This window comes from Puia sp. P3, from assembly GCF_050632245.1.
Lineage (GTDB): Bacteria > Bacteroidota > Bacteroidia > Chitinophagales > Chitinophagaceae > Puia.
The window spans coordinates 1,358,641-1,381,527 of record NZ_CP192583.1 but is presented as its reverse complement, the minus strand read 5'-3'; the positions used below and the strand labels follow the sequence as shown (position 1 = coordinate 1,381,527).

At 53.7% G+C, this 22,887-nt stretch carries 24 protein-coding genes, 1 tRNA gene and 4 pseudogenes; 13 read left to right on the top strand and 16 right to left on the bottom strand.

What is annotated here, in order from left to right; genetic code table 11:
* Positions 1 to 63: 63 nt before the first annotated feature.
* From ACQ86N_RS08045 to ACQ86N_RS08025, 5 genes and pseudogenes are all read left to right on the top strand, one after another.
* Positions 64 to 774: a glycosyltransferase gene (locus ACQ86N_RS08045; protein WP_431214706.1), complete on the top strand. Its 711-nt coding sequence runs from the start codon at positions 64 to 66 to the stop codon at positions 772 to 774.
* Entirely contained in the window at positions 752 to 1,195 is a 444-nt protein-coding gene (locus tag ACQ86N_RS08040; protein WP_431214705.1) for a glycosyltransferase, read from the top strand. Before ACQ86N_RS08045 ends, ACQ86N_RS08040 begins: the two co-directional genes overlap by 23 nt.
* 5 nt (positions 1,196 to 1,200) lie before the next feature.
* Complete coding sequence (locus tag ACQ86N_RS08035; RefSeq protein ID WP_431214704.1) at positions 1,201 to 2,442, top strand: hypothetical protein; 1,242 nt, start codon at positions 1,201 to 1,203, stop codon at positions 2,440 to 2,442.
* Positions 2,443 to 2,640: 198 nt separating this feature from the next.
* Positions 2,641 to 3,033 (top strand): annotated as a pseudogene (locus ACQ86N_RS08030) (glutamine synthetase III); the annotation flags it as partial.
* A gap of 79 nt (positions 3,034 to 3,112) precedes the next feature.
* On the top strand, positions 3,113 to 4,834 hold the full coding sequence (locus ACQ86N_RS08025) for a glutamine synthetase III (protein ID WP_431214703.1): 1,722 nt from the start codon (positions 3,113 to 3,115) through the stop codon (positions 4,832 to 4,834).
* 170 nt (positions 4,835 to 5,004) lie between these two features.
* Here ACQ86N_RS08025 and cmk read toward each other — a convergent pair whose 3' ends face one another.
* On the bottom strand, positions 5,005 to 5,682 hold the full coding sequence (gene cmk / locus ACQ86N_RS08020) for a (d)CMP kinase (protein ID WP_431214702.1): 678 nt from the start codon (positions 5,680 to 5,682) through the stop codon (positions 5,005 to 5,007).
* 66 nt (positions 5,683 to 5,748) lie between these two features.
* Positions 5,749 to 8,275, bottom strand: a pseudogene (locus ACQ86N_RS08015) (ATP-dependent Clp protease ATP-binding subunit).
* 167 nt (positions 8,276 to 8,442) lie between these two features.
* On the opposite strand from ACQ86N_RS08015, the gene ACQ86N_RS08010 reads away from it, so the two are divergent.
* From ACQ86N_RS08010 to ACQ86N_RS08000, 3 genes are all read left to right on the top strand, one after another.
* Complete coding sequence (locus ACQ86N_RS08010) at positions 8,443 to 8,748, top strand: STAS domain-containing protein (protein WP_431214701.1); 306 nt, start codon at positions 8,443 to 8,445, stop codon at positions 8,746 to 8,748.
* Between the two features lie 972 nt (positions 8,749 to 9,720).
* On the top strand, positions 9,721 to 10,389 hold the full coding sequence (locus tag ACQ86N_RS08005) for an MBL fold metallo-hydrolase (protein ID WP_431214700.1): 669 nt from the start codon (positions 9,721 to 9,723) through the stop codon (positions 10,387 to 10,389).
* A 98-nt stretch (positions 10,390 to 10,487) separates the two neighbouring features.
* Positions 10,488 to 10,622, top strand: coding sequence for a hypothetical protein (locus ACQ86N_RS08000; protein WP_431214699.1), 135 nt, complete (start codon positions 10,488 to 10,490; stop codon positions 10,620 to 10,622).
* Here the strand turns inward: ACQ86N_RS08000 and ACQ86N_RS07995 are convergent.
* From ACQ86N_RS07995 to ACQ86N_RS07980, 4 genes are all read right to left on the bottom strand, one after another.
* Complete coding sequence (locus tag ACQ86N_RS07995) at positions 10,619 to 10,927, bottom strand: hypothetical protein (RefSeq protein WP_431214698.1); 309 nt, start codon at positions 10,925 to 10,927, stop codon at positions 10,619 to 10,621. The two genes, ACQ86N_RS08000 and ACQ86N_RS07995, sit on opposite strands and share 4 nt — an antisense overlap.
* Positions 10,921 to 12,048 (bottom strand): hypothetical protein, encoded by a 1,128-nt coding sequence (locus ACQ86N_RS07990; protein ID WP_431214697.1) that lies wholly within the window; start codon positions 12,046 to 12,048, stop codon positions 10,921 to 10,923. The genes ACQ86N_RS07995 and ACQ86N_RS07990 overlap by 7 nt, the downstream gene beginning before the upstream one ends.
* A 76-nt stretch (positions 12,049 to 12,124) precedes the next feature.
* Positions 12,125 to 13,009 (bottom strand): 4-hydroxy-tetrahydrodipicolinate synthase, encoded by an 885-nt coding sequence (gene dapA / locus ACQ86N_RS07985; protein ID WP_431214696.1) that lies wholly within the window; start codon positions 13,007 to 13,009, stop codon positions 12,125 to 12,127.
* A gap of 105 nt (positions 13,010 to 13,114) precedes the next feature.
* On the bottom strand, positions 13,115 to 14,128 hold the full coding sequence (locus ACQ86N_RS07980; protein WP_431214695.1) for an acetyl-CoA carboxylase carboxyltransferase subunit alpha: 1,014 nt from the start codon (positions 14,126 to 14,128) through the stop codon (positions 13,115 to 13,117).
* 155 nt (positions 14,129 to 14,283) lie between these two features.
* Between ACQ86N_RS07980 and ACQ86N_RS07975 the strand changes: the two genes are divergently transcribed.
* Positions 14,284 to 14,357: transfer RNA gene (locus ACQ86N_RS07975), tRNA-Asp, on the top strand.
* Between the two features lie 147 nt (positions 14,358 to 14,504).
* On the opposite strand, the gene ACQ86N_RS07970 is transcribed toward ACQ86N_RS07975, so the two are convergent.
* A complete protein-coding gene (locus ACQ86N_RS07970; protein WP_431214694.1) occupies positions 14,505 to 14,897 on the bottom strand; it encodes a cupin domain-containing protein in 393 nt (130 codons plus the stop codon).
* Positions 14,898 to 15,093: 196 nt separating this feature from the next.
* Between ACQ86N_RS07970 and ACQ86N_RS07965 the strand changes: the two genes are divergently transcribed.
* Positions 15,094 to 16,494, top strand: a complete 1,401-nt coding sequence (locus ACQ86N_RS07965; RefSeq protein WP_431214693.1) for an MFS transporter — start codon at positions 15,094 to 15,096, stop codon at positions 16,492 to 16,494.
* 285 nt (positions 16,495 to 16,779) lie between these two features.
* A complete protein-coding gene (locus ACQ86N_RS07960) occupies positions 16,780 to 17,151 on the top strand; it encodes a hypothetical protein (RefSeq protein WP_431214692.1) in 372 nt (123 codons plus the stop codon).
* A 5-nt stretch (positions 17,152 to 17,156) separates the two neighbouring features.
* Here the strand turns inward: ACQ86N_RS07960 and ACQ86N_RS07955 are convergent, their stop codons facing one another.
* The 9 genes and pseudogenes from ACQ86N_RS07955 to ACQ86N_RS07915 all read right to left on the bottom strand — a co-directional run bounded on the left by ACQ86N_RS07955 (position 17,157) and on the right by ACQ86N_RS07915 (position 22,133).
* Positions 17,157 to 17,309: a hypothetical protein gene (locus ACQ86N_RS07955; protein WP_431214691.1), complete on the bottom strand. Its 153-nt coding sequence runs from the start codon at positions 17,307 to 17,309 to the stop codon at positions 17,157 to 17,159.
* Between the two features lie 153 nt (positions 17,310 to 17,462).
* Entirely contained in the window at positions 17,463 to 18,404 is a 942-nt protein-coding gene (locus tag ACQ86N_RS07950) for a nitrilase family protein (protein ID WP_431214690.1), read from the bottom strand.
* A 104-nt stretch (positions 18,405 to 18,508) separates the two neighbouring features.
* Positions 18,509 to 18,979: a helix-turn-helix domain-containing protein gene (locus ACQ86N_RS07945; RefSeq protein WP_431214689.1), complete on the bottom strand. Its 471-nt coding sequence runs from the start codon at positions 18,977 to 18,979 to the stop codon at positions 18,509 to 18,511.
* Between the two features lie 70 nt (positions 18,980 to 19,049).
* A pseudogene (locus ACQ86N_RS07940) lies at positions 19,050 to 19,298 on the bottom strand (DUF6597 domain-containing transcriptional factor); the annotation flags it as partial.
* A gap of 3 nt (positions 19,299 to 19,301) precedes the next feature.
* The gene (locus ACQ86N_RS07935) at positions 19,302 to 20,531 is read right to left on the bottom strand and encodes a GrpB family protein (RefSeq protein WP_431214688.1); all 1,230 of its coding nucleotides are present in this window, start codon (positions 20,529 to 20,531) and stop codon (positions 19,302 to 19,304) included.
* Positions 20,532 to 20,566: 35 nt separating this feature from the next.
* Entirely contained in the window at positions 20,567 to 20,833 is a 267-nt protein-coding gene (locus ACQ86N_RS07930) for a hypothetical protein (RefSeq protein WP_431214687.1), read from the bottom strand.
* A 29-nt stretch (positions 20,834 to 20,862) separates the two neighbouring features.
* Complete coding sequence (locus ACQ86N_RS07925; RefSeq protein ID WP_431214686.1) at positions 20,863 to 21,390, bottom strand: aminotransferase class I/II-fold pyridoxal phosphate-dependent enzyme; 528 nt, start codon at positions 21,388 to 21,390, stop codon at positions 20,863 to 20,865.
* A gap of 69 nt (positions 21,391 to 21,459) precedes the next feature.
* On the bottom strand, positions 21,460 to 21,768 hold the full coding sequence (locus tag ACQ86N_RS07920) for a hypothetical protein (RefSeq protein WP_431214685.1): 309 nt from the start codon (positions 21,766 to 21,768) through the stop codon (positions 21,460 to 21,462).
* Positions 21,747 to 22,133: a GntR family transcriptional regulator gene (locus ACQ86N_RS07915; protein WP_431214684.1), complete on the bottom strand. Its 387-nt coding sequence runs from the start codon at positions 22,131 to 22,133 to the stop codon at positions 21,747 to 21,749. The genes ACQ86N_RS07920 and ACQ86N_RS07915 overlap by 22 nt, the downstream gene beginning before the upstream one ends.
* Before the next feature lie 73 nt (positions 22,134 to 22,206).
* Here ACQ86N_RS07915 and ACQ86N_RS07910 point away from each other — a divergent pair, with 73 nt between their 5' ends.
* Complete coding sequence (locus tag ACQ86N_RS07910) at positions 22,207 to 22,644, top strand: DoxX family protein (protein ID WP_431214683.1); 438 nt, start codon at positions 22,207 to 22,209, stop codon at positions 22,642 to 22,644.
* A gap of 4 nt (positions 22,645 to 22,648) precedes the next feature.
* Positions 22,649 to 22,882, top strand: a pseudogene (locus tag ACQ86N_RS07905) (MFS transporter); the annotation flags it as partial.
* Positions 22,883 to 22,887 lie beyond the last annotated feature (5 nt).

Sequence of the window (22,887 nt, the reverse complement as noted above, 5' to 3'; positions counted from 1 at the left end):
CCCCTTCCCAATCTCAACCCTTTATTTTGAATAAATCACCATGAATCAGTAGGTTTGTCCCCCATGGCCTCACACCGAAAGATCGCTTTTGTTGCAAATACGAGCTGGAGTATCTACAGATTCAGGCTATTTCTTATTAGACGGCTGATCGACAACGGCTTCACCATCTTCGTCCTCGCCCCCCGCGACTCTTACACACCTCATTTTGAATCGATTCCAGGCCTGACATATATCGAACTGAAACATTTCAGGGCCACCGCCTACTCGGTCTTTCAGAACAGGCTGCTAAGGAAAGAATTACAGCACCACTACAACCGGGTCAAACCCGACCTTATCTTTCATTATACCATCAAGGCAAATATCTACGGCTCCATCGCCGCGCGGAACGCCGGGGTCGCTTCTGTCAGTATCATCACTGGCCTCGGATATACTTTCGCCAAAAAAGGCTGGCTCCGGTCCGCAGTCAAGTTTTTATACAGGAACAGCCTGCGAACCACCGCCGAAGTCTGGTTTCTCAATGAAGACGACCTGCACACCTTCACGGCCTCGCGCCTCGTCGACCCCCGTAAAACATTCCTCCTGCCCGGTGAAGGAGTAGACCCCAACGAATTCTTTCCTGCCCCGTTTGACAATAAAAAGAAGGACATCACCTTTCTCTTCGTAGGCCGCATGATCCGCTATAAAGGCATCTACGAATTTGTCGAGGCCGCACGGCTGCTCCGGCAAAAAGGACTCGCCGTCAACTGCCAGCTTGCTGGGCTTCTTCGACGATAACCCCGCTGCAATCCCCCGAAGTCAGATACACGAATGGCACAACGACAAGACCATCGACTATCTGGGACACACAGACGCCGTTGCCGGCTTTATCGAACAGGCGGACTGCATCGTACTTCCATCCTACTACAGGGAAGGTATCCCCCTGAGCCTGCTCGAAGGAGCCAGCATGTGCAAGGCGCTCATAGCAGCCGACACGCCGGGATGCCGGACGCTCATCGAGGAAGGCGTCAACGGCTACCTGTGTAAAGAACAGGACGTCGCAAGCCTGGCGGAAAAAATGACCACTTATTATTATCTTTCAGCCACCGAAAAACATCAAATGGGCCTCGAAGGCCGAAAGACAGTGCTCAAACATTTTTCAAACGATATAATCGTCGATATCTACAGGACAAAGATCAATTCTATCCTACATTCCTAAGAATAATGCACCTGCTATTGTTTATAGGCTATAGTCTCCTGATCATATACGGATTGCTGAAGATCCCCTTTGTCCGCGACTGCGGGATCAGACCCGTCTTTGTTTTGCTCTTCTTTGCGCTGCACGCCGCCACCGGCATCCTCCACAACTGGATTGCCTTTCGCTACTACCCCGGACACGGCGATCCATGGCAGTTCTACCAGCTGAGCTTTATGTACCGCACCCGCCTGCTGTCCGATTTTTCCCGGTTCATGGAAGACAATTCGACCCTCACCTACATCACCCACAACGGGATCATCGGTGTCAATATGCTCCTGAACATATTCTCCCGGGACAACCTCGATATCAATACGCTCCTGTTCTCCTTTCCGGTATTTCTCGGGAATATCGCCCTTTTCCGGGTCTTCCGCAGGCGTTTTCCCGACGCCGCCGCGGCAGCACTTACCGTCTTCCTCCTGCCCTCTACCCTGTTCTGGACCGTCTGCATCCACCGGGAAGGCGTGCTGTATATGCTGCTGGGATTACTGACATGGGCCTTCGACCGCTGGCTCGTCTCGCCCCGCCTTCACCGGAGATCACTATACTGCTGCCTCCTCTCGCTGTTGCTGATCCTTTTCTTCCGGTTCTATATTGTCCTCTCTCTGCTGCCGGCCCTGGTTATATGGCTGCTCCTGGAGAAACCCTCCCTTACCCGCCGGCTCCTCACTCCGGTCGCGGCAATAGCAGCCCTCACGATCTTACTGCTTGTATTCGCCCCAGGGCTGTCCGGCCGGCTCGCCCAGGCCATCACCGCCCGCCAGCTCGAATTTTCGCAGCTGGAAGGCAATTCCCGCCTTCCTCTCCCCCGATGGACGGCACCTGGCCCGGCATTTTTAGGGTCCTCCCCGCAGCCCTCCGCAATGGCCTCTTCGAACCACTTGCCCGGTTCAGGAGGAAAACCACTCTATCTGGCCTTTTCCGTTGAGCTCGTGACAATATGGTGTCTTATAATAATATCTTTGCTTTGGCGCCGCAAACACCCTTCCGCGCCCCAACCCTTCCTGGCTTTTTGCCTTTTCTTCTCCCTCTCGGGCCTTCTCGTGATAGGCGCCATGGTTCCCTTCGCCGGCGCGATAGTCCGGTACCGCAGTTTCTTCCTCCCATTCCTGCTGGCCCCGGCCCTCTGGTGGCTGAAAACTTTCCCGATTATCCGCCGGCTGGACGACCTGGTCGAAAATCACATCCTCAATTCCAACCACTCATATTGAAAAATATTCATATTGTTTAATTGATTAAATTAAAAATATTTAGCATAGTCAAAAACTTGACATAAAGCACCCATAAAACCGGCTAAAACTCATTTTTTTGGGTTTTTTTATTGTGAAATTTCCATTTTTACACATACGGTGTCAAAAATTTATTTATATCCGCACAATCAGTTAGTTTCGCTAAAACTTTTCAAGCATATGTCCTCATTAAGATTTAAAGCTCTTGACAATTTAAACACCTTCACGGACGGCCAGGTTCCTGGTACGGCCAAAATAACCGCCATCTTCGGCGAGAACGTTTTCACATTGAAAACTGCACGTGAATTTTTAAGTGACGAAGCGTACAAGAGCCTGGTGGCCTCCATCAAGGGCGGCAAGAAGATTGACCGCGCTGTGGCCAATCAAATTGGTTCTGGTTTACGTCAATGGGCCGAAGCCAAGGGCGTGACCCACTTCACACACTGGTTCCAACCCCTGACAGGTACTACCGCTGAAAAGCACGACTCATTCTTCACGATCAAGAGCGACGGCACGCCCATCGAAGAATTCGACGGCGCCGCGCTCATCCAGCAGGAACCCGACGCATCTTCCTTCCCCAGCGGCGGTCTGCGCGCAACCTTCGAAGCCCGCGGGTACACGGCACTGGGACCCCTCCTCTCCTGCATTTATCATGGAGATCGGCACAGGCAAAACCCTTTGCATCCCGACGATATTTGTTTCTTATACCGGCGAATCCCTCGACTACAAAGCTCCCCTGCTGAAGGCGCTCGCCTCCCTCGACAAGGCAGCCGTCGACGTTTGCCACTATTTCGACAAGAACGTAGGTAAAGTAACGGCCACCCTCGGCTGGGAACAGGAATATTTCGTCATCGACGAAGGCCTGTTCAACGCACGCCCCGACCTGGTCATGAGCGGCCGTACCGTATTCGGTCACGCCCCCGCAAAAGGCCAACAGCTGGAAGACCTCTATTTCGGTAGCATTCCCGAAAGAGTATACGCCTTCATGCGCGACTTCGAGAACGAAGCCTACAAACTGGGTATTCCCCTGCGTACGCGTCACAACGAGGTGGCTCCCGCACAGTTCGAGTGCGCTCCCATCTTCGAAGAGGTCAGCGTTGCCGTCGACCACAACATGCTGCTCATGGACATAATGGACCGCGTTGCCCGCCGTCACAAACTGCGCGTACTCCTCCACGAGAAACCCTTCGCAGGCATCAACGGTAGCGGTAAACACAACAACTGGAGCATGGCTACCGACACCGGCGTCAACCTCCTGGCTCCCGGCAAAACGCCCAAGACCAACCTCATGTTCCTGACCTTCTTCGTCAACACGATCAAGGCCGTATACGACTATTCCGACATCCTGCGCGCTGCCATCGCCTCCGCCGGCAACGACTTCCGCCTGGGTGCGAACGAAGCTCCTCCCGCTATCATCTCCGTCTTTATCGGCGAATACCTCAGCAAGGTCCTGGCCGACGTAAAAGAAAGAGTAGGCGATAAATTCGACGAACAGGACGAAGCGATCCTCAAACTCGACCTGCACAGAAGTATTCCCGAACTGCTGCTCGACAACACGGATCGCAACAGAACCTCGCCCTTCGCCTTCACCGGCAATAAATTCGAGTTCCGCGCCGTAGGCTCCAGCGCCAACTGCGCCAACGCGATGATCTCGCTCAACAGCATCGTTGCCGAAACGCTCAAGAAGTTCAAGAAAGACGTCGACTCCCTCATCGAAAAAGGCGAGAAGAAAGAGATCGCCATCATGCACGTTATCCGCGAATACGTCGTGGGCAGCGAAAAAGTACTGTTCGAAGGCGACGGCTACAGCGACGAATGGCACCACGAAGCCGAAAGACGCGGCCTGCCCAACGTTCGCACAACCCCGCTGGCACTCGACGCCATGGTTACCGAAAAAGCCAAGCACCTCTTCGAGACCAACGGCGTTTATACCCATATCGAACTGGAAGCCCGCCACGAGATCCAGCTGGAAATGTACATCAAACGGGTACAGATCGAAGCCCGCATCATGGGCGAACTGGCTACCAGCCACATCCTGCCCCCGGCTATCAAATACCAGAATACGCTGATCGCGAATATCAGGGGCATGAAGGAACTCGGCCTCCCCGCTAACTTCTATTCCAACCAGCAGGCGATCCTCGAACAGATCTCCACACACATCGCAAAAGTTAGCGAGCTGGTACAGAAAATGATCGAAGCACGCAAGGTTGCCAACGCAATCTCTGACACCCGCACCAAGGCTATCGCCTACAACAGCCAGGTGAAAGAGCCTTTCTTCGACCAGATCCGCTACCACGTTGACAAGCTCGAACTGCTCGTCGACGACAAGGAGTGGGTCCTTTCGAAGTACCGCGAAATGCTCTTCCTTCGCTAGAAGCTTTAAAAACCTTCCATATAAAAACCCACCATCAGGTGGGTTTTTTCTTACAAAACCGGCGCAAAAAGCATTCTGGGGAGGTTATTCCGGTTATTTCAAGGACCCCGATGGGCATCTGTGGGAGATCGCCCGGAATCCGCAGCTGCCGCCTGAATAGTATACGGGCCTCAGCCCAGTATCTCCTTTACCCATTTCTTGGCTATATCCAGCTGCTCCTTCATCGTCACATGCGAATTATCGAGCACGATCGCATCCTCCGCCTTCCTCAGCGGGCTCACTTCTCTGTGCGAGTCGATATAATCCCGCATGGATAAATTGTGTTTCACTTCTTCCAGCGTGACGTTGGGGTTCTTCTCGTACAACTCCCTAAACCTCCTCTGTACCCGCACGTCCTCGTCCGCCGTCATAAATATCTTCAGCTCGGCATGCGGAAACACTACGGTGCCGATATCCCGTCCATCCATCACGATCCCCTTTTTCCTCCCCATCTCCTGCTGACGGGAAACGGCAAACTCCCGGACCGCCCGGATAGCCGCAACCTCGCTGACCTTTTCGGCGATGACCAGATCTCTGATCACATACTCCACATTCTCGCCGTTAAGCCACATCTCCGTCTGCCCGTTCTTGTGGTTGGTCATGAACTCCAGCCGGATCTCCCCCAGCGCATGCTCCACCGCCTCAGGATTCGTCCAGTCCACATGGTTCCGAAGAAAATGCAACGTAATGGCCCGGTACATGGCGCCGCTGTCGATATATACGTAGTGTAGCTCCCGTGCCAGCTGCTTTGCCAGCGTACTCTTCCCGCACGAAGACCAGCCATCGATCGTGATGATTATTTTGTCCATTGCACCACAAAAATGCAGAAAAAAAGCCATCCGGACGGATGGCTTTTCTTTTTTATACAATGAGCTCTAGGCTTCTGACTTTTCCTTCGTCTTCTCCTTCAGGCTGAACTTGATCTTGGAATTCTCCTTGTCCAGGTCCGCGATCAGCACATCCCCGTTCTTGATATTCATATTCAGGATCTCTTCCGCCAGAGGATCTTCCAGATATTTCTGGATAGCCCTGTGCAAAGGACGCGCCCCGAACTGTGAGTCGTATCCCTTATCCGCAAGGAAGCTCTTCGCCTCGTCCGTCAGTTCCAAGGTAAAGCCCAGGTTGTTCAGACGTTTCAGCACACCCTTCATCAGGATATCGATGATCTGGAAGATATGCTCCTTATTCAGCGAATTGAAGATCACAACGTCGTCGATCCTATTCAAAAATTCGGGACTAAAAGTCCTCTTGAGTGCCTTTTCGATAACCGCCTTGTTGTTCTCATCGGCATTCTGGGTACGGGCTGCTGTTGCAAAACCAACCCCGTCGCCGAAGTCCTTCAACTGACGTACACCAATGTTGGATGTCATGATGATCAGCGTGTTCTTGAAATCCACCTTGCGGCCCAGTCCATCCGTCAGCTGTCCGTCGTCCAGCACCTGCAGCAGGATATTGTAAATATCCGGGTGTGCTTTCTCGATCTCATCCAGCAGGATCACGGAGTAGGGTTTGCGACGAACTCGTTCCGTCAAGCGACCGCCTTCTTCATAACCTACATATCCCGGAGGCGCGCCGATAAGACGGCTCACCGTGAATTTCTCCATGTATTCGCTCATATCGATCCGGATTAACGAATCCTCTGAATCGAACATATAGCGGGCAAGCGCCCTGGCCAGCTCTGTCTTACCAACCCCGGTAGGTCCGAGGAAAATAAAGGTGCCGATCGGCTTCTTTGGGTCTTTCAGACCTACCCGGTTGCGCTGGATAGCTTTCACCACCTTGGTGATTGCCTCGTCCTGACCGACTACCATGCCGCGCATGTCGATGGCCATATTCCTCAGCTTTTCCGTTTCGGCCTGAACCATCCGTTTGACGGGAATACCGGTCATCATACTGACCAGCTCCGCAATATTCTCTTCGTCTATCGGATAGCGCTTGTGCTTGCTTTCTTCTTCCCATTCCGCCTTAGCCTTTTCCAGTTCTTCCTGGAGACGCTTTTCAGTGTCCCTCAGCGAGGCCGCTTCTTCGAACTTCTGGCTCTTTACCACCTTGTTCTTTTCATTCTTCACGTCTTCGATCTTCTTCTCGAGGTCGACGATGTTCTGGGGAACATTGATGTTCTTCAGGTGAACCCTTGCGCCTACTTCATCCAGTACGTCGATAGCCTTGTCGGGCAGCAGCCTGTCCGTCATATAGCGGTCGCTCAGCTTTACGCAGGCATCGATCGCATCATCCGAATAGGTTACGTTATGATAGTCTTCGTATTTGGACTTGATATTGTTCAGTATCTGGATGGTCTCTTCCACACTTGGGGGATCGACCATTACCTTTTGAAAACGTCTGTCGAGCGCACCATCCTTCTCGATGTACATGCGATACTCGTCCAGCGTCGAAGCGCCAATGCACTGGAGCTCGCCACGGGCCAGAGCCGGTTTGAAGATGTTGGACGCATCGAGCGAACCGCTTGCGCCGCCCGCGCCGACGATCGTATGTATCTCATCGATGAACAGGATGACGTCCCTGTTCTTTTCCAGTTCGTTCATAATCGCCTTCATCCTTTCTTCGAACTGACCCCGGTATTTGGTACCGGCAACAAGAGCCGCCAGGTCGAGGGAAATAACACGCTTGTCGAACAATACCCTCGATACTTTCCGCTGAACGATCCGGAGGGCCAGACCTTCCACGATCGCCGTCTTACCCACACCGGGTTCGCCGATGAGGATCGGGTTGTTCTTCTTGCGGCGGGACAGGATCTGCGAGACCCTTTCGATCTCTTCCTCCCGGCCTACGATGGGATCCAGTGCCCCCATCTCCGCCAGTCTGGTGATATCCCGGCCAAAATTGTCAAGTACCGGAGTTTTGCTTTTCGCATTCCCGGCAGAACGCGCTTTCTGTTGTGAGTACTTCTTTTCTTCATCGAAATCATCATCATTCTCCTCTGCATACTCGCTGCGAACGTCATTGCTTTTAACAACGCCAAGTTCGTTTCTAAATAAGTCGTAGTCCACGTCAAATTGATTTAAGATTTGAGTAGCAATGTTTTCTTTGTTCTTCAGGATGGAGAGCATCAGGTGTTCAGTCTCTACAGTGGGGCTTTTCAGGGCTTTTGCTTCCAGAACAGTCACTCGTATCACCTTCTCCGCCTGTTTGGTCAGCGGCAGACTATTGATATTAGCTATGTTTTTACCGGTCTTATCCTTTACTGCCATTTCCAGCTTCCTTCCGTAATTCATACAGGTCCACATTAAATGACTTCAAAATGCGCACAGCTGTATTATCACCCTCACGGATCAACCCCAGCAATAAATGCTCCGTACCGATAAAATCGTTCCCCAGTCGCAAAGCCTCCTCCCTGCTGAACGATATAATCTCCTTTACCTGGGCTGAAAAATTATTATCCATTTTTAAGTTATTGAGCTTTATACAATAATAACGAATATTTTTGACTTCTGTTTCCGCCTCTTTATTAACGGCCGTTAATAATCTTTAAGTGTATATGCAAGTCAAAATTGATACCAGAGAAAAAATTTCATGCCATTACTATCCAGGAACCGTCCCTTGCTGCTAATATGACAGAAGATTTGCAGCAATGTTTACTCCCCTTTCTGGAAAAAGACGTTAAAAACGTGGTTCTCATACTAAAAGACATCGCCGAAGTGGACAATGCTGCCGCCGAATTCCTCGTAAAGGTCCAGCAAAGCTTCTACGACAACAGCGCCTCCTTCGTCATCTGCGAACTCACCCCCGCCGTCGAAAAAAGCCTCGAGGACAGCGGCCTCCTTGAGCTCATGAACGTCACCCCCACCGAAAGCGAAGCCTGGGACATCGTCCACCTCGAAGAGGTCGAAAGAGAAATGCTGGGCGACGACCTCTAACCCCGGGGTCCGCAGGCCCCTCCGGCCCCCCTATATTTCCCCATCAACCCTACATCTTCCGGCGCCCTATCTTTCCATCCCCCTAACCTTCCTTGTCCCCACCAGCCCCCGCCCATCGGCCGGGACCCTATACCCTGCCTGCGGTTCACACCCCGTACCCTCCCCGGTTCACACCCCGCATCCCAACTGCGGTTTACACCCCGCATCCCAACTGCGGTTTACACTCACTACCCAGCGCCCGCGGGTCACATCAGGCGATCGGTCAACCCCGGCCACTTCACCCCTGAAGGGTTGACGGCTCTAACAGAGACAACAAGACAGAAAGTCAGAAAAACAGAAAAATCCCGGTAATGTCAGCGGATATCGAACGAATCCTTCAAAGAGTGCTTTCCGGCGCGACCGGTCTTCCATCCCCAGGTCCCCTGACCTGCCAGCCCGTCGGAGGGGCTCCATTAACAGTACATATCAAGTACTTACGAAGTCTAACAACCGATGGTTCTCTAAGTTTAACGATATCGGACATTTTCCAGACTTATTTGAAAAAGAGAACAACGGCCTAACCCTCCTCAACCCCTCTTCGGCCCCGACCACAACCATTATAATGGCTCCCTCCCCCAAAACAACACCCCTCCCCCAAGTGGGTCGACTTCTTCATCCACCGTATCTCCTCCTGATTCACCTCAATCTTTTCGGCCGCAAGAGAGCTTCGGCGGCGCGTCGTTCCTCGCTCCTTCTCGCTCGTACCCTTCGCCAGGGCTCGGGTATCTGAGAAATATTTTACACACAATTCAACGCTTTTAAGGAACGTTAACCCTATATTCGCTATAACACCATCATTTTTCCGGACTTATGCAGCGGATAACGCATATCCATCGTCTAAACCACGGAAAATAAGTGTCGGTAGCGCCGGCCGCAAGCCTGCCCTGCCAACTGGACTCCGTTCAGTCAGGATCGTAACCTTAAAATCGAGTAATGCTGGCCGTCACAATTTTAGGCAACAACTCCGCTCTACCTGCTTTTGATCGTCACCCGACCGCCCAGGTGGTTACGATGGAAGAACAGCTTTTCCTGCTCGACTGCGGCGAAGGCACCCAGATGCAAATGGCCAAATACAAGATCCGCCGAAGCAAGATCAACCATATTTTCATCTCCCATCTCCACGGCGACCACTATTTCGGACTCATCGGGCTGCTCACCAGCATGGGCCTCCTCGGCAGGACCCAGGAGATACACCTCCACGCGCCCGCCGCCCTCAAAGACATCATCGACCTGCAGCTAAAGGTCGCAGATATACAGCTCCCCTATCCCCTCCGCTTTCATCCACTCCAGGACGAAGGCGTCATCGTCCGGGAACCCAAATTCGAGGTCAGCTGCTTCCCCGTATACCATCGCGTCGCCTGCTGGGGCTTCCGATTCCGCGAAGTACGCCCGTTCCGTCGCGTCAACCCCGAAAAAGCCCGCACCTACGAGGTTCCTTCTTCCTTTTTCGACCGCCTCAAATGGGGCGAAAGCTATCTCAAAAAGACGGCAGCATCGTCGAGAACCAATGGGTCACCGAGCCGGCAACAAAAGCCAAATCGTACGCCTATGCCGCAGACACACTTTTTGACGAACGCATCGCCCACAACGTTAGCGGCGTAGACCTCCTCTATCACGAAACCACCTACCTCAAAGACCTCGAAGAACAGGCCGGACGCCGCTTTCACAGTACCACCGCCCAGGCGGCTACCATCGCAAAAATGGCCGGCGTCCAGCGCCTCCTTATCGGCCATTTCAGCTCCAAATACGAAAAACTCCAGGCCTTCGAACAGGAAGCGCGCGAGATCTTCCCCAACACCGACCTCGCCCTCGAAGGCGTCACGTATAAGATCTAGCCCGGCAACAAAAAGCCCAGTGAAAAGCTCGATTTGACACCCACCAGCAACGAATGCAGTAAATAATAGGAAAAATACCGTTCCGGGTCCCGCTTATAGTCCACCTTGCCCGTTCGCTTCGCCAGGGACAGACTCCTGTCCTTGTCTTTCGGTATGATCAGGCTCTTCAAAAAGAACGATTTAAGCTTATCCACCTTTTTATTGCCCCTCAGCTTATCCGCCACAAGATGGTGATATTCTCCAACGATCTGCCCCGTCGCCCGTTCTTCATCCATTCGGAACGCAAATTCCAGACTGTTCAGCATCCCTGACTCCAGATGGATACCCCCAGGGTCTCGGCCGACCGATTCAACGTTGTCAGATCCAGCTGGTGAAACGCACCCTCTACCCTATAGGCTTCACCTTTTTGTAACGGAACCCTCGTAGCCGCCTCCACCGTCCCCGATCCCATCAGCGATCCTTCGGTCTTTACCACAACATAGTCCGGATCGCCGGGCAAAGGATGATTGATCAGCGGAGCGACAACGCACCGCAGACGAAGTATCCGAAGGACACCCGTGCTATCTCCTTTTTTAGGGAACTCTTCATACGTAAATCGGGTCAGCCCGAGCCTGACCGATCGCACCCTTACCTCCATCGGCAGCCGCTTCAGCATCTCCGCCGGCATCGGCTTTTCTCCGGCCTCCAGCGGAAGCCGCCTGTCCCTGAACACGTATACGACGCCATGTCCAACACTTATCTCATCCGCAATCAGCCGATGTGCAAAAAGTCCGTCAACATCCAGACCCGTAACTCTTATATCGCCGCCGCTCGCCGCCACCCAATCAACCTGATGTCCCTTCGTCCGGCCCAGCTCCAACTTGTCCACTCCAGGCCATGACCTCAGAGTATCGATCAGAAGCTCAGCCAGGCGATCTCTGTTCACCGAGCCTTCTCCTGCCAGATAGACCGTCTTCACCCCTCCCCTATGCACCTCCATCCTCACATCCTTCCACCGGATCTTCGCTATCGACACAACAGCAAAAGGCGATTCCACACGAGGCAGCGGAATATCCTTCTTCAGGAGATACTCATCCAGTTCGGCCCTGCATCCTTCCACAGTCAGACTGGCCGCCCTAAGCTCCTTCGAAAAAACCAGGTCCCAAAGGCGCACCCCCGAAAGTTCGACCCTCCCGGTTTCTACCCAGTGTCGGTGCTGCGTATCCGCCAATGGAACAAACTTTACCTCTACACCACGAAGAACTGCCGACCCGGTAAAGACTCCCAGATCCAGCGACGCATAACTGACCTGCAGGGAAGGTGGCAACTGTCGCAATGCCGCGTCCACTTTCTGCCTGATCAATGGACCTGCGACAAGATATGCAGCCACCAGCAATATGACGATTGCGCCTGCGGCATAGATCAGAAATTTTACTCCCCTTCGCATAACCTTTAAAATGCAAACGGGCTGCCAGCAATATCCGTTGCCATGCAGCCCGTCGGCCAGTAAAATATAACAAAGCCTATGATCCCGCTATGTATTCTTTTATTTTCCCCTGCAACCCCTCGCTGACCGGCACAACCGGCAGACGGAGATAATTGCCGATCAGCTTCATCTCGCTCATAAAGGCTTTCACGCCGGCCGGGTTGTTCTCTGCGAACATCAGCTCATAACCGGCGATCAGCTTGTCATTGATCTGTTTGGCCTTGCGCAGGTCTGATTTTAGAGCCGCACTGACCATATCGCTGAACGCCCTGGGATAGGCATTGGCTGCCACACTGATTATCCCTTCCATTCCACAGGCGATCTGCGGAAAAGCCAGCGCGTCGTCCCCACTGACGACCAGGAAATCCTCCGGCTTGTCCCGAAGTATTTCCATGCACTGCGCCATATCGCCGCTGGCCTCTTTGATACCCGCGATATTCTTCACTTCTTTTGCCAATCGGATCGTCGTAGCGGCATTCAGGTTCCTGCCCGTGCGGCCGGGAACATTGTACAGTAAAATAGGCTTTGGCGAAGCCGCAGCCAGCGCCTTGTAATGCTGAAAAAGCCCTTCCTGTGACGGCTTGCTGTAATAAGGGCTGGCGCTCAGTACCGCCACAGCCTTGTCCAGCGGAAAAGAACCCAGTTCCTGCACCAGTTCATCCGTATTATTCCCCCCGATTCCCACGACCACGGGCACCCTTCCGGCCACCTTATCGTAGGTGAACAGCGCGATTTCCTTCTTCTCTTCCTTCGACAAAGTCGGCGTTTCCCCGGTCGTCCCGAGGCTGACAACGTAGTTGACACCCCCTTCGATGACAAAGTCGATCACCTTGCCCAGTGCAGTGTAGTCTACGCTAAAATTCTTTTGAAAAGGCGTTACCAAAGCCACTCCGGTCCCACGGAGCTGTTCACGAAGTCCCATTATTATTAAGTATTAAAAAGAATATGTTGTTAAATTACCCCGTTCCCCTCAACCCGGCCCCAGTCCCAGTTGGGCCCCGCCCGGCCGCCCCGGTCCCGGGTTCATCTACGCCGGCACTTCATTCCAGAAGCCCATCCGGCCAAACTTTTCGATCCGCTTCTCTATCCGTTGCCCGGGGTCTATCTGCCCAAGCTCACGGAGCGTCTCTACCAGCTTAGGCTTCAGCAGCCCAGCCGCCTCACTGTAGTCCCAATGGGCCCCGCCCAGCGGCTCCGGGACGATGCTATCGATCAACCCGAACTTATACATATTGTCGGGCGTCAGGCGAAGCTCCTCAGCGGCTTTCTCCTTCTGATCCCAGCTGCGCCAGAGAATAGAACTGCAGTTTTCCGGAGAAATGACCGTATACCAGGAGTTTTCGAGCATAAATACCCGGTCTCCCACTCCAATGCCGAGCGCCCCGCCAGAGGCCCCCTCTCCAATCACCACGCAGATGACCGGCACTTTCAAACGCATCATTTCATATATATTCCGGGCAATCGCCTCTCCCTGACCCCTTTCTTCCGCTTCCATCCCGGGATAGGCCCCGGGCGTGTCGATCAAAGTCACGATAGGCTTGTTGAATTTTTCGGCCAACTTCATCAGTCGCAACGCTTTACGATATCCTTCCGGATTGGCCATCCCAAAATTCCTCAGCTGCCGCATCTTGGTATTGGTCCCCTTCTGCTGCCCGATCATCATCACCGTCTGTCCATCCAGCTGGGCAAAACCACCCACCATCGCCTTGTCATCCCTGACATTCCGGTCTCCAAACAACTCCACAAAATTGGTACACATTTTATCGATATATTTCAACGTGTAGGGGCGGTCAGGATGGCGGCTCAGCTGTACCTTCTGCCAGGCCGTCAAATGCTGCGTTATCTCCCGGCGCTTCTCAATGACCTGATCTTCCAGCTTCTTTATAGAATCGCTCAGATCCACCTTGGTCTTCTCGGCAGTCTGCTTAAGTTTTTCAATCTCATCAAATAACTCCTTGATCGGTTTTTCAAAGTCCAGGGAATTGTCGATTTTTTGCTTGGGGCATATTGATTGTGTTACACCCGGCGCGCCAAAGCCCACCAGGATTGTTATAAGGTTGTAAAATTAAGGGATGCAAATTTTTCTGTGAAAGTTTTGTTTCAGTTTGTTGGATAAAATCAAAAATCTCCTATCTTTGCCATCCCGAAAATTTAAAGGCTACACACCCGTATAGCCCCAACAACCGGAAATGAGCCGGATCGGTAGTTCAGTTGGTTAGAATGCCGCCCTGTCACGGCGGAGGTCGCGGGTTCGAGTCCCGTCCGGTCCGCAAGATCAAAAAATGCCTCGGCTTTGCCGGGGCTTTTTTATGCGCCCGTAGATTATATGCATCCTTCCAGAGATGCGGGTCCCGGTAGACGCATTCCTTCGTGAATGGTTGCTCTCTGGTACTCATTTGTCAAAACGCCATCCCGCGTTATCGCTTCACCACCTCTACCAACGGCTTCCCCTTTTCCACCACATATGTCGCCAGTTCACCCGCATTCCCGGTCCCCACATTTTTCGCTGAGTGTACCACCCCCGCCGGGATGAACAATACATCCCCCGCCTTCAGCGTCACCGGCGGCTTACCTTCAACGTCATATTCCATCACCCCTTCCAGAACATAAATGATCTCTTCACCCGGATGCTTATGCGCCGGCGCGGTCACCCCAGGATCGATATCGACACGCACCTGAATGGCCTCCCGGCCCGGAGCGCTGAGATCGTGCCGCTGAAGGTCGGTCCTCCGCACCCCGGACTGCTGCGCACTGACAGACCCACCAAAAGCCGCGACGGCAACAAACAAAGAAAACAGGGACTTTTTCATTTTAGACAATTTATACCACCAAATTAACCCTCTCTTCAACCACCCCCAAACACTAACTCCCATAGTGGACCAGATCACTCCCGGGATGGCCATTACCACACCCGAACTATCCTCGTGTCGCACCCACACCCCAAAATTGTCGCAATCACGCCTTGCCAACCCAACCCATTAATGGTAAGTTTGACCAAAACATTTCATGGACACCACAGCACTACCGCAACAAAAGGCCGGACGCAAAGAATGGATCGGCCTCGCCGTACTGGCCCTCCCCGCGCTGCTGGTGTCAATGGACATGACGGTCATGTACCTCGCCGTACCCGCTCTCAGCACCGCGCTGAAGCCCGACAGCGTCCAGCTGCTTTGGATCTCCGACAGCTATGGCTTCCTCGAAGCCGGCTTCCTGATCACCATGGGAACCCTCGGCGACAGAATTGGCCGGCGGCGACTACTCCTCATCGGCGGGGTCGCATTCGCCATAGCCTCCGTAGCAGCAGCCTTCTCCCCCGGCGCCCTCACGCTGATCTTCGCCCGCGGCATGCTGGGCATCGCCGGAGCCACCCTTCTGCCATCTACCCTGTCCATTATCCGGAATATGTTTCATGACGAAGCCCAGCGAACGACGGCCATCGGCGCCCGGACCACCTGCTTCTCCGCAGGCACCATGCTCGGGCCCCTCATCGGTGGATTCCTGCTCGACAAATTCTGGTGGGGAGCGGTATTCCTGATGCCGGTGCCGGTTATGCTCCTCCTGCTCCTGATAGCCCCCCGCCTGCTGCCGGAATTTCGCGCGACCCGGCCTGCGCCGATGGACCTTGTCAGCACCGGCCTGCTCGTTATGACGGTACTCGCAGTTATTTACGGTATCAAACAGATATCGCAGACAGGTGCCGGCGTCCTGTCCTTCGCCTTCATAGTCGTCGGGCTCGTACTCGGCGCCGCTTTCTGGAACAGGCAACGGACAATAAAAGACCCCCTCGTCGATTTCAGCCTTTTTCGAAATCGCACATTTACTACTTCGCTGTCAGCATTGATGATATCCCTCTTCACCTGGTCCGGAATATTCCTTTTTGTCAGTCAGTACCTTCAACTGGTCCTCGGAATGGATGCCGTTACAGCAGGACTGTTGACCATCCCCAGCGCAGCGGCCAGCATCGTCGTATGCTCGCTCGCCCCCGTACTGGCGCGCCGCATCCGCCGGGGACCGCTCATGACGATAGGCCTGACCGTTATGGGCGCCGGCGCAGCTGCGCTCGCCTTTACCGGTACACATGATCTGGCAGGCCTGCTCACAGGGTCCGTTGTTATTTCTCTGGGCTGCGGCACAGTCGTCACGCTCGGCATCGATATGGTGGTTGCTTCTGCCCCACCCCAAAGCGCCGGTGCCGCGGCAGGCATCTCGGAAACGAGCACCACCCTCGGCAGCGCACTGGGCATCGCGCTGCTGGGCAGCATCTGGACAGCAGCCTATAGGGCAAGAATGGACTTCGGAGTTCCGGCAGGCATCTCGTCTCGCTGCGGGAAGCCTCCCGCAACACCCTTGGAGCCGCCCTGTCCGCGGGCATCCAGCTCGGTGAGCCGCTGGGCTCCATTTTTGTGAATACGGCCAGAACAGCCTTCGTCCGGTCTATGAATCTGACGGCAGCCATTTGCGCGAGCGCCGTCTTCCTCGTCACCGCATTCGTCGGAATAAGGCTGCGCGCAGTCAAATAATACCACAGACACACCCCCTCCGTTGCCCCTCGCCACGACCTATCGCCGAACGACGATATATCAATGCCCTCAATCACCTCACCGTGGCCAAAAAGCAACGCAAAATACTGACATACAATTGCCTGCCGAACTGGTATGCACTTTGGATCAGCCATTTCATAAATTATTAAAAATGAAATGCACGACATCGATCTCTCTGCAAACGATCAGAACATCTACGACAGCGGACCAACAGGAGAGCCTGTCCTGGTCAGAATATTGTATCGTCTGGCTACAGCGCGGCAAAGGGATGTACTACAGCGGCGGCAACGAAGGCCACCTTTCCGCTAACAAAGTCTATTGCTTCCGGTTCCTGAATATGAACCAGCTCCGGTTCGGCCAGGAGGCCGAAGGATATATCTTCTCATTCGACAAAACATTCGTCGACGCGGCCAGGGTCACTTCCGCCCCCTGTTCAGCTCCGACTGCTTTCACGGCGGCGCGGTCGAATATACCGAGATACAGATCGCGGACGCGGACAGAACCCAGCTCAACGGCGTGGTAAGGCTGCTATGGAGCGAATATGAGCATATGCGTTACCAGCAGACCGACGTCGCTCTCGGCCTCCTGCGGATCTTCCTGGTCTACCTGCACCGGTATTCGAATACTATCACCCCGATGGCGACAAAAGACCGCAACGTCGAACTCTACCAACGGTTTCAACACCTGCTGGAGTCAAACTATTCAAAAAAGATGAGCGTCAAATTCTACGCGTCGCGGCTGGCCGTTTCTTCCAGCTATCTCAAAAACACTACCCTTCTACGAGGGCTAACCGCCACTCAAAGCCACATCACCGCGAGGGCATCCCCAACCCCTTCAAAGCCACACTACTTTCTGTTCGGAGACATGGTCCTGCCCGATAATATCCCGGTACAACTCCGGTCTCCGCGCTTGAATATAGCGGTACCCGCCTGCCTGCTTCAGCTTCTCCGGCACCAGCGTGGCGAGAACGAACTGATCACCGAGCTCCGTGCATTCCGCAAGAACATCGCCGAAGGGGTCCAGCACCATCGAACGGCCATTCTTCAGCTGATCGTCGTCCATCCCGATCGCATTGGCAAACACACAATAGATACCGTTGTCATAAGCCCTCGCCGGCAGCCATTTCATCAACCAGTCCCGTCCTTTCATCCCTTCGAACTCCAGCCGCAATGACGTCGGATCATTCTCCCTGTTCATCCACAGCTGAGGATCGACAAAACCCGCACCCGGCCGCGTAGAGGGCGTACACATTGTGACATGCGGCATAAAGATAATATCGGCTCCCAGCAGCCTTGTCGCCCTTACATTCTCGATAACATTGTTGTCGTAGCAGATAAGTATCCCGCATTTCCACCCAAACAGCTCAAAAACGCAGTACGCATTCCCAGGCGTCAGATATGGATTGATAAAGGGATGCAGCTTTCTGAATTTGGCCACAAGGCCCGTTTTGTCAACGCAGACATAGGCCTTGTAAAGGCGGTCCTCCTCATCCTTTTCAAAAAGACCCGCAAGAACCGCTACATCGTACCTGGCCGCGATATCCGTCAGTCGCTGTATGGAAGGTCCGTCCGGCATCGGTTCGGCCAGATCCAGCATTTGTTCCCTCGACAGTTTACGCGCAAACGTATAGCCCGTAACCGAACATTCATGAAAAGCAATGGCATCCGCGCCTTTCCCGGCGGCATCAGCCGTCATCCGTTCGATAGTATTGAGGTTGTAAGTTTTGTCCCCACTCCGATGCTCGAACTGAGCAGTTGCAATTGCAAGTTTTTTCATGCTGCAAAACTGAAAAAACTTCGGGACTCAAAATTGTACAAACGCGACAACCGGGCTCCCGACCTCATCTATCCATCCGGTCCCTTCCCGCGGTTCACATTCTCTCACCCCTCCATCCGAAGAAAATTCACCGCCAGCGGCACGGTCTTTTTTAAATACTGCGAGGGCGTCAGCCCCGTCATCTGCTTAAACTCCCGGATCAGATGCGCCTGGTCATAATATCCACTCTCGTAGGCATATCCCGTGAGACTCTCCCCCTCCGGCAAATGCTTCAAAAATGCATGGGCGCGAACGATATTACAGAACCGCTTGGGGCTAAGCCCAACGGCATTCATGAACTGGCGCTCCAGCCGCCGCTTATGACATCCGAGGCCCTCCGCAAGCTGACCCACGGCAATCATTCCATTATTTTTTTGAATCAGCTGCAGCGACGCTGCAACCAATGAATTGCCATCCAACGATCGCTCTGAAGACAGCTTCCGGAAAAAATCCTCCACGATCCCTATCGTTTCCTCCGCCCCACCCGCACCGGCAATCGCCCGCCTCCAGACCTTCCCCCTCAACCCCAAATACATCCCCAAGCGCAACTACTTTGTCTTTCAGCTCACCGGCACTCAATCCAAACAGACGGTTAAAACCATCCGGCCGCACGACGACGATAAATAACCGGGACGGTCCGTGACAATAAATATCCTTAAACTCGGTAATTTGACCATACAGAAACGCATCGGGAAGAATCTGGCCATCCAGCGTCAGCGGCGAAGACGAATTGACGACTATCCCCGTATTCCCATCCGGAAAAAGCCGCAGCCGATGCACCGCATCCCCTTCCCCGTCAAGGAAAAGATAGTGCCGTACAAACCCGGCGACGTCGATGGACGGAGGTATCTGCATTCACTACAAAGCTATTGACTTATTTTTGATATCGGCATTCTTCTCATACCATTCGACCGCAGCCTTTTCATATTTCTGCACCCACGCCGCCTTCTCATCATTGTACGCCAGCGAATCCGCCGGATGCAGCCGGGCGGCCCTCCGTTTCTCGGCTTCGTACTCCCGTGCAATTTGCGGATGAGCACGCAGATAATCGCGAAAGGCGAGATGACGCAAAATATTGACCGCCCCCTCCTGAAAAAAGTGCAGATGAACGACCCGCTCCCCCGACGGACTGGTCAACGGACAGAATCTTCTGCCGCTGATACCAAAAGCACCCCTCCACTCATACCCCAAGGCCTTTATCAGATGCTGCTGCTGATCTAATTCTTCCAGATCGCGCACGATCGGTATCAGATCGATCACAGGCTTGGCCGAAAGACCCGGCACGGATGTCGAACCGATATGTTCCACCCTGATCAGATTTTCCCCCAAAACCTGCTTAAGCTGCACCGCAATCTCCCCTGCCCGCTTAGGCCAACCCGGATCATATGGATGAATGGAGACCGCATGCACGATACTTCTCTGATAAAATTCCTCCCTGATCCTTACCAGCAACTCCTCTGCAGGACCAATCTCCGGCGCGTCCGGCAAGTCGCTTTTCCTGTATGCCTCCTCTACTTTTAGCATTTTCCCCTCCACCATATCCATCAATTCCTCATACCCGAATTCCCCGCCGCGGATACGAAGCAAAAACTCCCGGTCCTCCCGATATACGACCACCCTCTTATACCTGGCAATCTCCTCCGCCATATTCAACAGCCGGATACTATGCATCATATTCTCGGCGCGATAATTCTTCCCGTCCCCCTTTGCCTTCTTCAGCTGCTCCTTCGCATACCCCACAAACGTATCCAGACACCACCGGGAAAGAAAATCCTCCGGCCTGATCAGCTGCATCAATTGATGACGGACCAATATGCAATTCTCCGGTACGCCGATCAATTCAAGCATATCAGGATCGTTCCTGCATAGCAACCCCATAAATTTCCCAAGCTCGAAAAAGGTCTCATCATTACTCTCATTTGCCACCTGATCCGTATAGCTCAGACCATAAAGCTCCCTCTGCGGCAACACAAATATGCCCCTGATATCCGAACCTGAGGAAGCCGGCGCCAGATTATACGCCCGGTTCCCGCTGATACTCTTCAGCAGCAGATGCTTCGGCTCCCTCATTAATTGCTCAAACGTCATTGATTAACATCTTTTTCTCCTTCCAAAAATATCCGTCACAATTTCTTCAAACATTCCCTCAATATCCCCACCGCCTTCTCCTGCTCCCTTTCATCCAGCGACGCAAACCCCATCCTCATGCCAAAATAGTTCCTCCCCGGCGGATTATAAAATTTACCATCGCTGATATCAAGCCCCTTACCACCCGCAAGTTCCGACAATCTCGCCAGATCCACCTGCGGCCATTTCACCCATACCGCCATCCCGCCTTCCGGCCGAACGAACTGGACCACTGGCCCCGAGCTCACTCTCCAGCAGAGCACAAAAATGATCCCTTCGCTGGTGATACGTTCTAACGGATTTGTGTATATGCCTGCTGACCGTACCGTTTCGGAATAACTCCGCCATTGCAAGCTCCGTAAATGCATCCCCCTGAAAATCTATGATCGATCGTCTTTTCGCCGCCAAGCTGTATAAAATCCTCCGGTCCCGTCATAAATCCAAGACGCACCGCCGGCACCAGCGTCTTGCTCAGCGTTCCGACATAGATGACATTTCCATAGTGATCCAGACTGGCCATCGGCAATACCGGATTGGAATCATAATGGAAGTCATAGTCATAATCGTCCTCGATGATCGCCATCCGGTGCTGACGCGCAAGCTCCAGCAACCGTATCCGCCGTTGGGGGGACAGCCGCACCGTGGTTGGACTATGATGATGCGGCATGACATATACCAGTGATATCTTCTTTTTCTTACAAAGCCGTTCCACCGCCGTTACGTCGATACCCTGCTCGTCCACAGCAACGCGGTTGAGCACCGCTCCCAGCTTCTCGAACGTCTTATTGGCATAAGCATAACCGGGCTCACCCACCACCACCTGGCTGCCCCGGCTTCAGCAAAACATTCGCAGCAAGATAGGTCCCCATCTGCACTCCCCTCGTGATCATCAGCGTTCCTTTGCCGATACGGAGCCCCTCGTATCGTTGAGATAGTTCGTCAGGATGCCGATCAGATAGTCTGTCCCTATCGGCGACCCATACTGCATATACTGGCGGAAGGAAGGCAAACCCGGCAGACTTCTTACCTCCCTCAAAAAAACATCCATCGGAGCAAGCCGGCTGTCCGGAAAACCATCGTCGATAAAAATATTCCCTGGTTTGCGCCTCCTGTCCATAACTCCCCCTTCATCTTCGTACAACAGATCGAAATTGGCAGCGGCGGCCCCACGCTCACTCAACGGCAGACCCGCACCCACCAGCCCACCATCACCCCTCCGGTCCCCGGTTCTCCCGCCTTTCCGGTCTCCCTCCCCAGGGCCCCACCTCCCCCTATTTCCCTCCCCGGCCTCACCTCCGGGAGATCCGACGCCACATACACGCCCTTCCTCGGTATAGCCTCGATCCACCCCTGCGCCTGCAGCTCATCGAGGGTCGCCTTTATCGTATTCCGGTTCACGCCCAGCATCACGGACAACTCCCTCGTCCCAGGCAGCTGCGATCCCCGCCTCAATACCCCCGTCCGGATATGATGGACAAGGGCATTGGCTATCTGCAGGTATACCGCGGTATCCCCGGTTCTGTCGAAAACGATCAGTCGGTCAAAAGGTAATATCTGGGCCATCTGCTATATAAAAACTGGACCATGTTACTGGTCCAGTAAAGTTAGATATTTGTTTTGAAATAATTCAGCATACATGAACAAAGCCATAACACAACTCTACCTCCGCCTGGCCATGGGATCGGGCTTCACCATCCTCGGCCTCGATCGCCTCGGAGTCTGGGGCCCCAACGGCAAACCCTGGGTCAGCTGGGGCGACTGGCAGCACTTCTCCGCCTACGCACACGAAGTGATGGGTTTCCTTCCGCGCGGGCTCGCAGAGATACTGGCCGTCGTCGCTACCATCGCCGAGATCTCCGTGGGTATCCTCCTTCTCCTCGGCCTGTTTACCCGGCAGGCTGCCTTCGCCAGCGGAATACTCACCGCCGGTTTCGCCATCGCCATGGCCATCAGCTATGGCATTACTTCACCCATTAACTATTCCGTCTTCACCGTCAGTGCCGCGGGCTTCCTGCTAAGCACCCAGGCAGGGTATCGCTGGAGTATCGACGCACTGATCAATAAAAAACAATAGAGCCATGTCACTCGCCACCACCTATCGCGACGCCTTTCAGGGCCTCAATCGCGAAACATATTTACTCAGTCTCGTCATCTTCATCAATCGCTGCGGCACGATGGCCATTCCTTTTATGAGTATCTATGTCACCGAACAGCTCCACCGCAGCCTTGCCGACGCAGGCCTGATCATCACGCTGTTTGGCATCGGCGCAATTGCCGGCTCCCTCTTCGGCGGCTATCTGACGGGGCGGCTGGGCTT

Coding starts and splice junctions, on each gene's coding strand:
- ACQ86N_RS08045 (WP_431214706.1), top strand. CDS start 64: ATGGCCTCACACCGAAAGATCGCTTTTGTTGCAAATACGAGCTGGAGT.
- ACQ86N_RS08035 (WP_431214704.1), top strand. CDS start 1,201: ATGCACCTGCTATTGTTTATAGGCTATAGTCTCCTGATCATATACGGA.
- ACQ86N_RS08025 (WP_431214703.1), top strand. CDS start 3,113: ATGGAGATCGGCACAGGCAAAACCCTTTGCATCCCGACGATATTTGTT.
- cmk (WP_431214702.1), bottom strand. CDS start 5,682: ATGGACAAAATAATCATCACGATCGATGGCTGGTCTTCGTGCGGGAAG.
- ACQ86N_RS08010 (WP_431214701.1), top strand. CDS start 8,443: ATGACAGAAGATTTGCAGCAATGTTTACTCCCCTTTCTGGAAAAAGAC.
- ACQ86N_RS08005 (WP_431214700.1), top strand. CDS start 9,721: ATGCTGGCCGTCACAATTTTAGGCAACAACTCCGCTCTACCTGCTTTT.
- ACQ86N_RS08000 (WP_431214699.1), top strand. CDS start 10,488: ATGGCCGGCGTCCAGCGCCTCCTTATCGGCCATTTCAGCTCCAAATAC.
- ACQ86N_RS07995 (WP_431214698.1), bottom strand. CDS start 10,927: ATGCTGAACAGTCTGGAATTTGCGTTCCGAATGGATGAAGAACGGGCG.
- ACQ86N_RS07990 (WP_431214697.1), bottom strand. CDS start 12,048: ATGCGAAGGGGAGTAAAATTTCTGATCTATGCCGCAGGCGCAATCGTC.
- dapA (WP_431214696.1), bottom strand. CDS start 13,009: ATGGGACTTCGTGAACAGCTCCGTGGGACCGGAGTGGCTTTGGTAACG.
- ACQ86N_RS07970 (WP_431214694.1), bottom strand. CDS start 14,897: ATGAAAAAGTCCCTGTTTTCTTTGTTTGTTGCCGTCGCGGCTTTTGGT.
- ACQ86N_RS07965 (WP_431214693.1), top strand. CDS start 15,094: ATGGACACCACAGCACTACCGCAACAAAAGGCCGGACGCAAAGAATGG.
- ACQ86N_RS07960 (WP_431214692.1), top strand. CDS start 16,780: ATGAAATGCACGACATCGATCTCTCTGCAAACGATCAGAACATCTACG.
- ACQ86N_RS07950 (WP_431214690.1), bottom strand. CDS start 18,404: ATGAAAAAACTTGCAATTGCAACTGCTCAGTTCGAGCATCGGAGTGGG.
- ACQ86N_RS07945 (WP_431214689.1), bottom strand. CDS start 18,979: ATGTATTTGGGGTTGAGGGGGAAGGTCTGGAGGCGGGCGATTGCCGGT.
- ACQ86N_RS07935 (WP_431214688.1), bottom strand. CDS start 20,531: ATGACGTTTGAGCAATTAATGAGGGAGCCGAAGCATCTGCTGCTGAAG.
- ACQ86N_RS07915 (WP_431214684.1), bottom strand. CDS start 22,133: ATGGCCCAGATATTACCTTTTGACCGACTGATCGTTTTCGACAGAACC.
- ACQ86N_RS07910 (WP_431214683.1), top strand. CDS start 22,207: ATGAACAAAGCCATAACACAACTCTACCTCCGCCTGGCCATGGGATCG.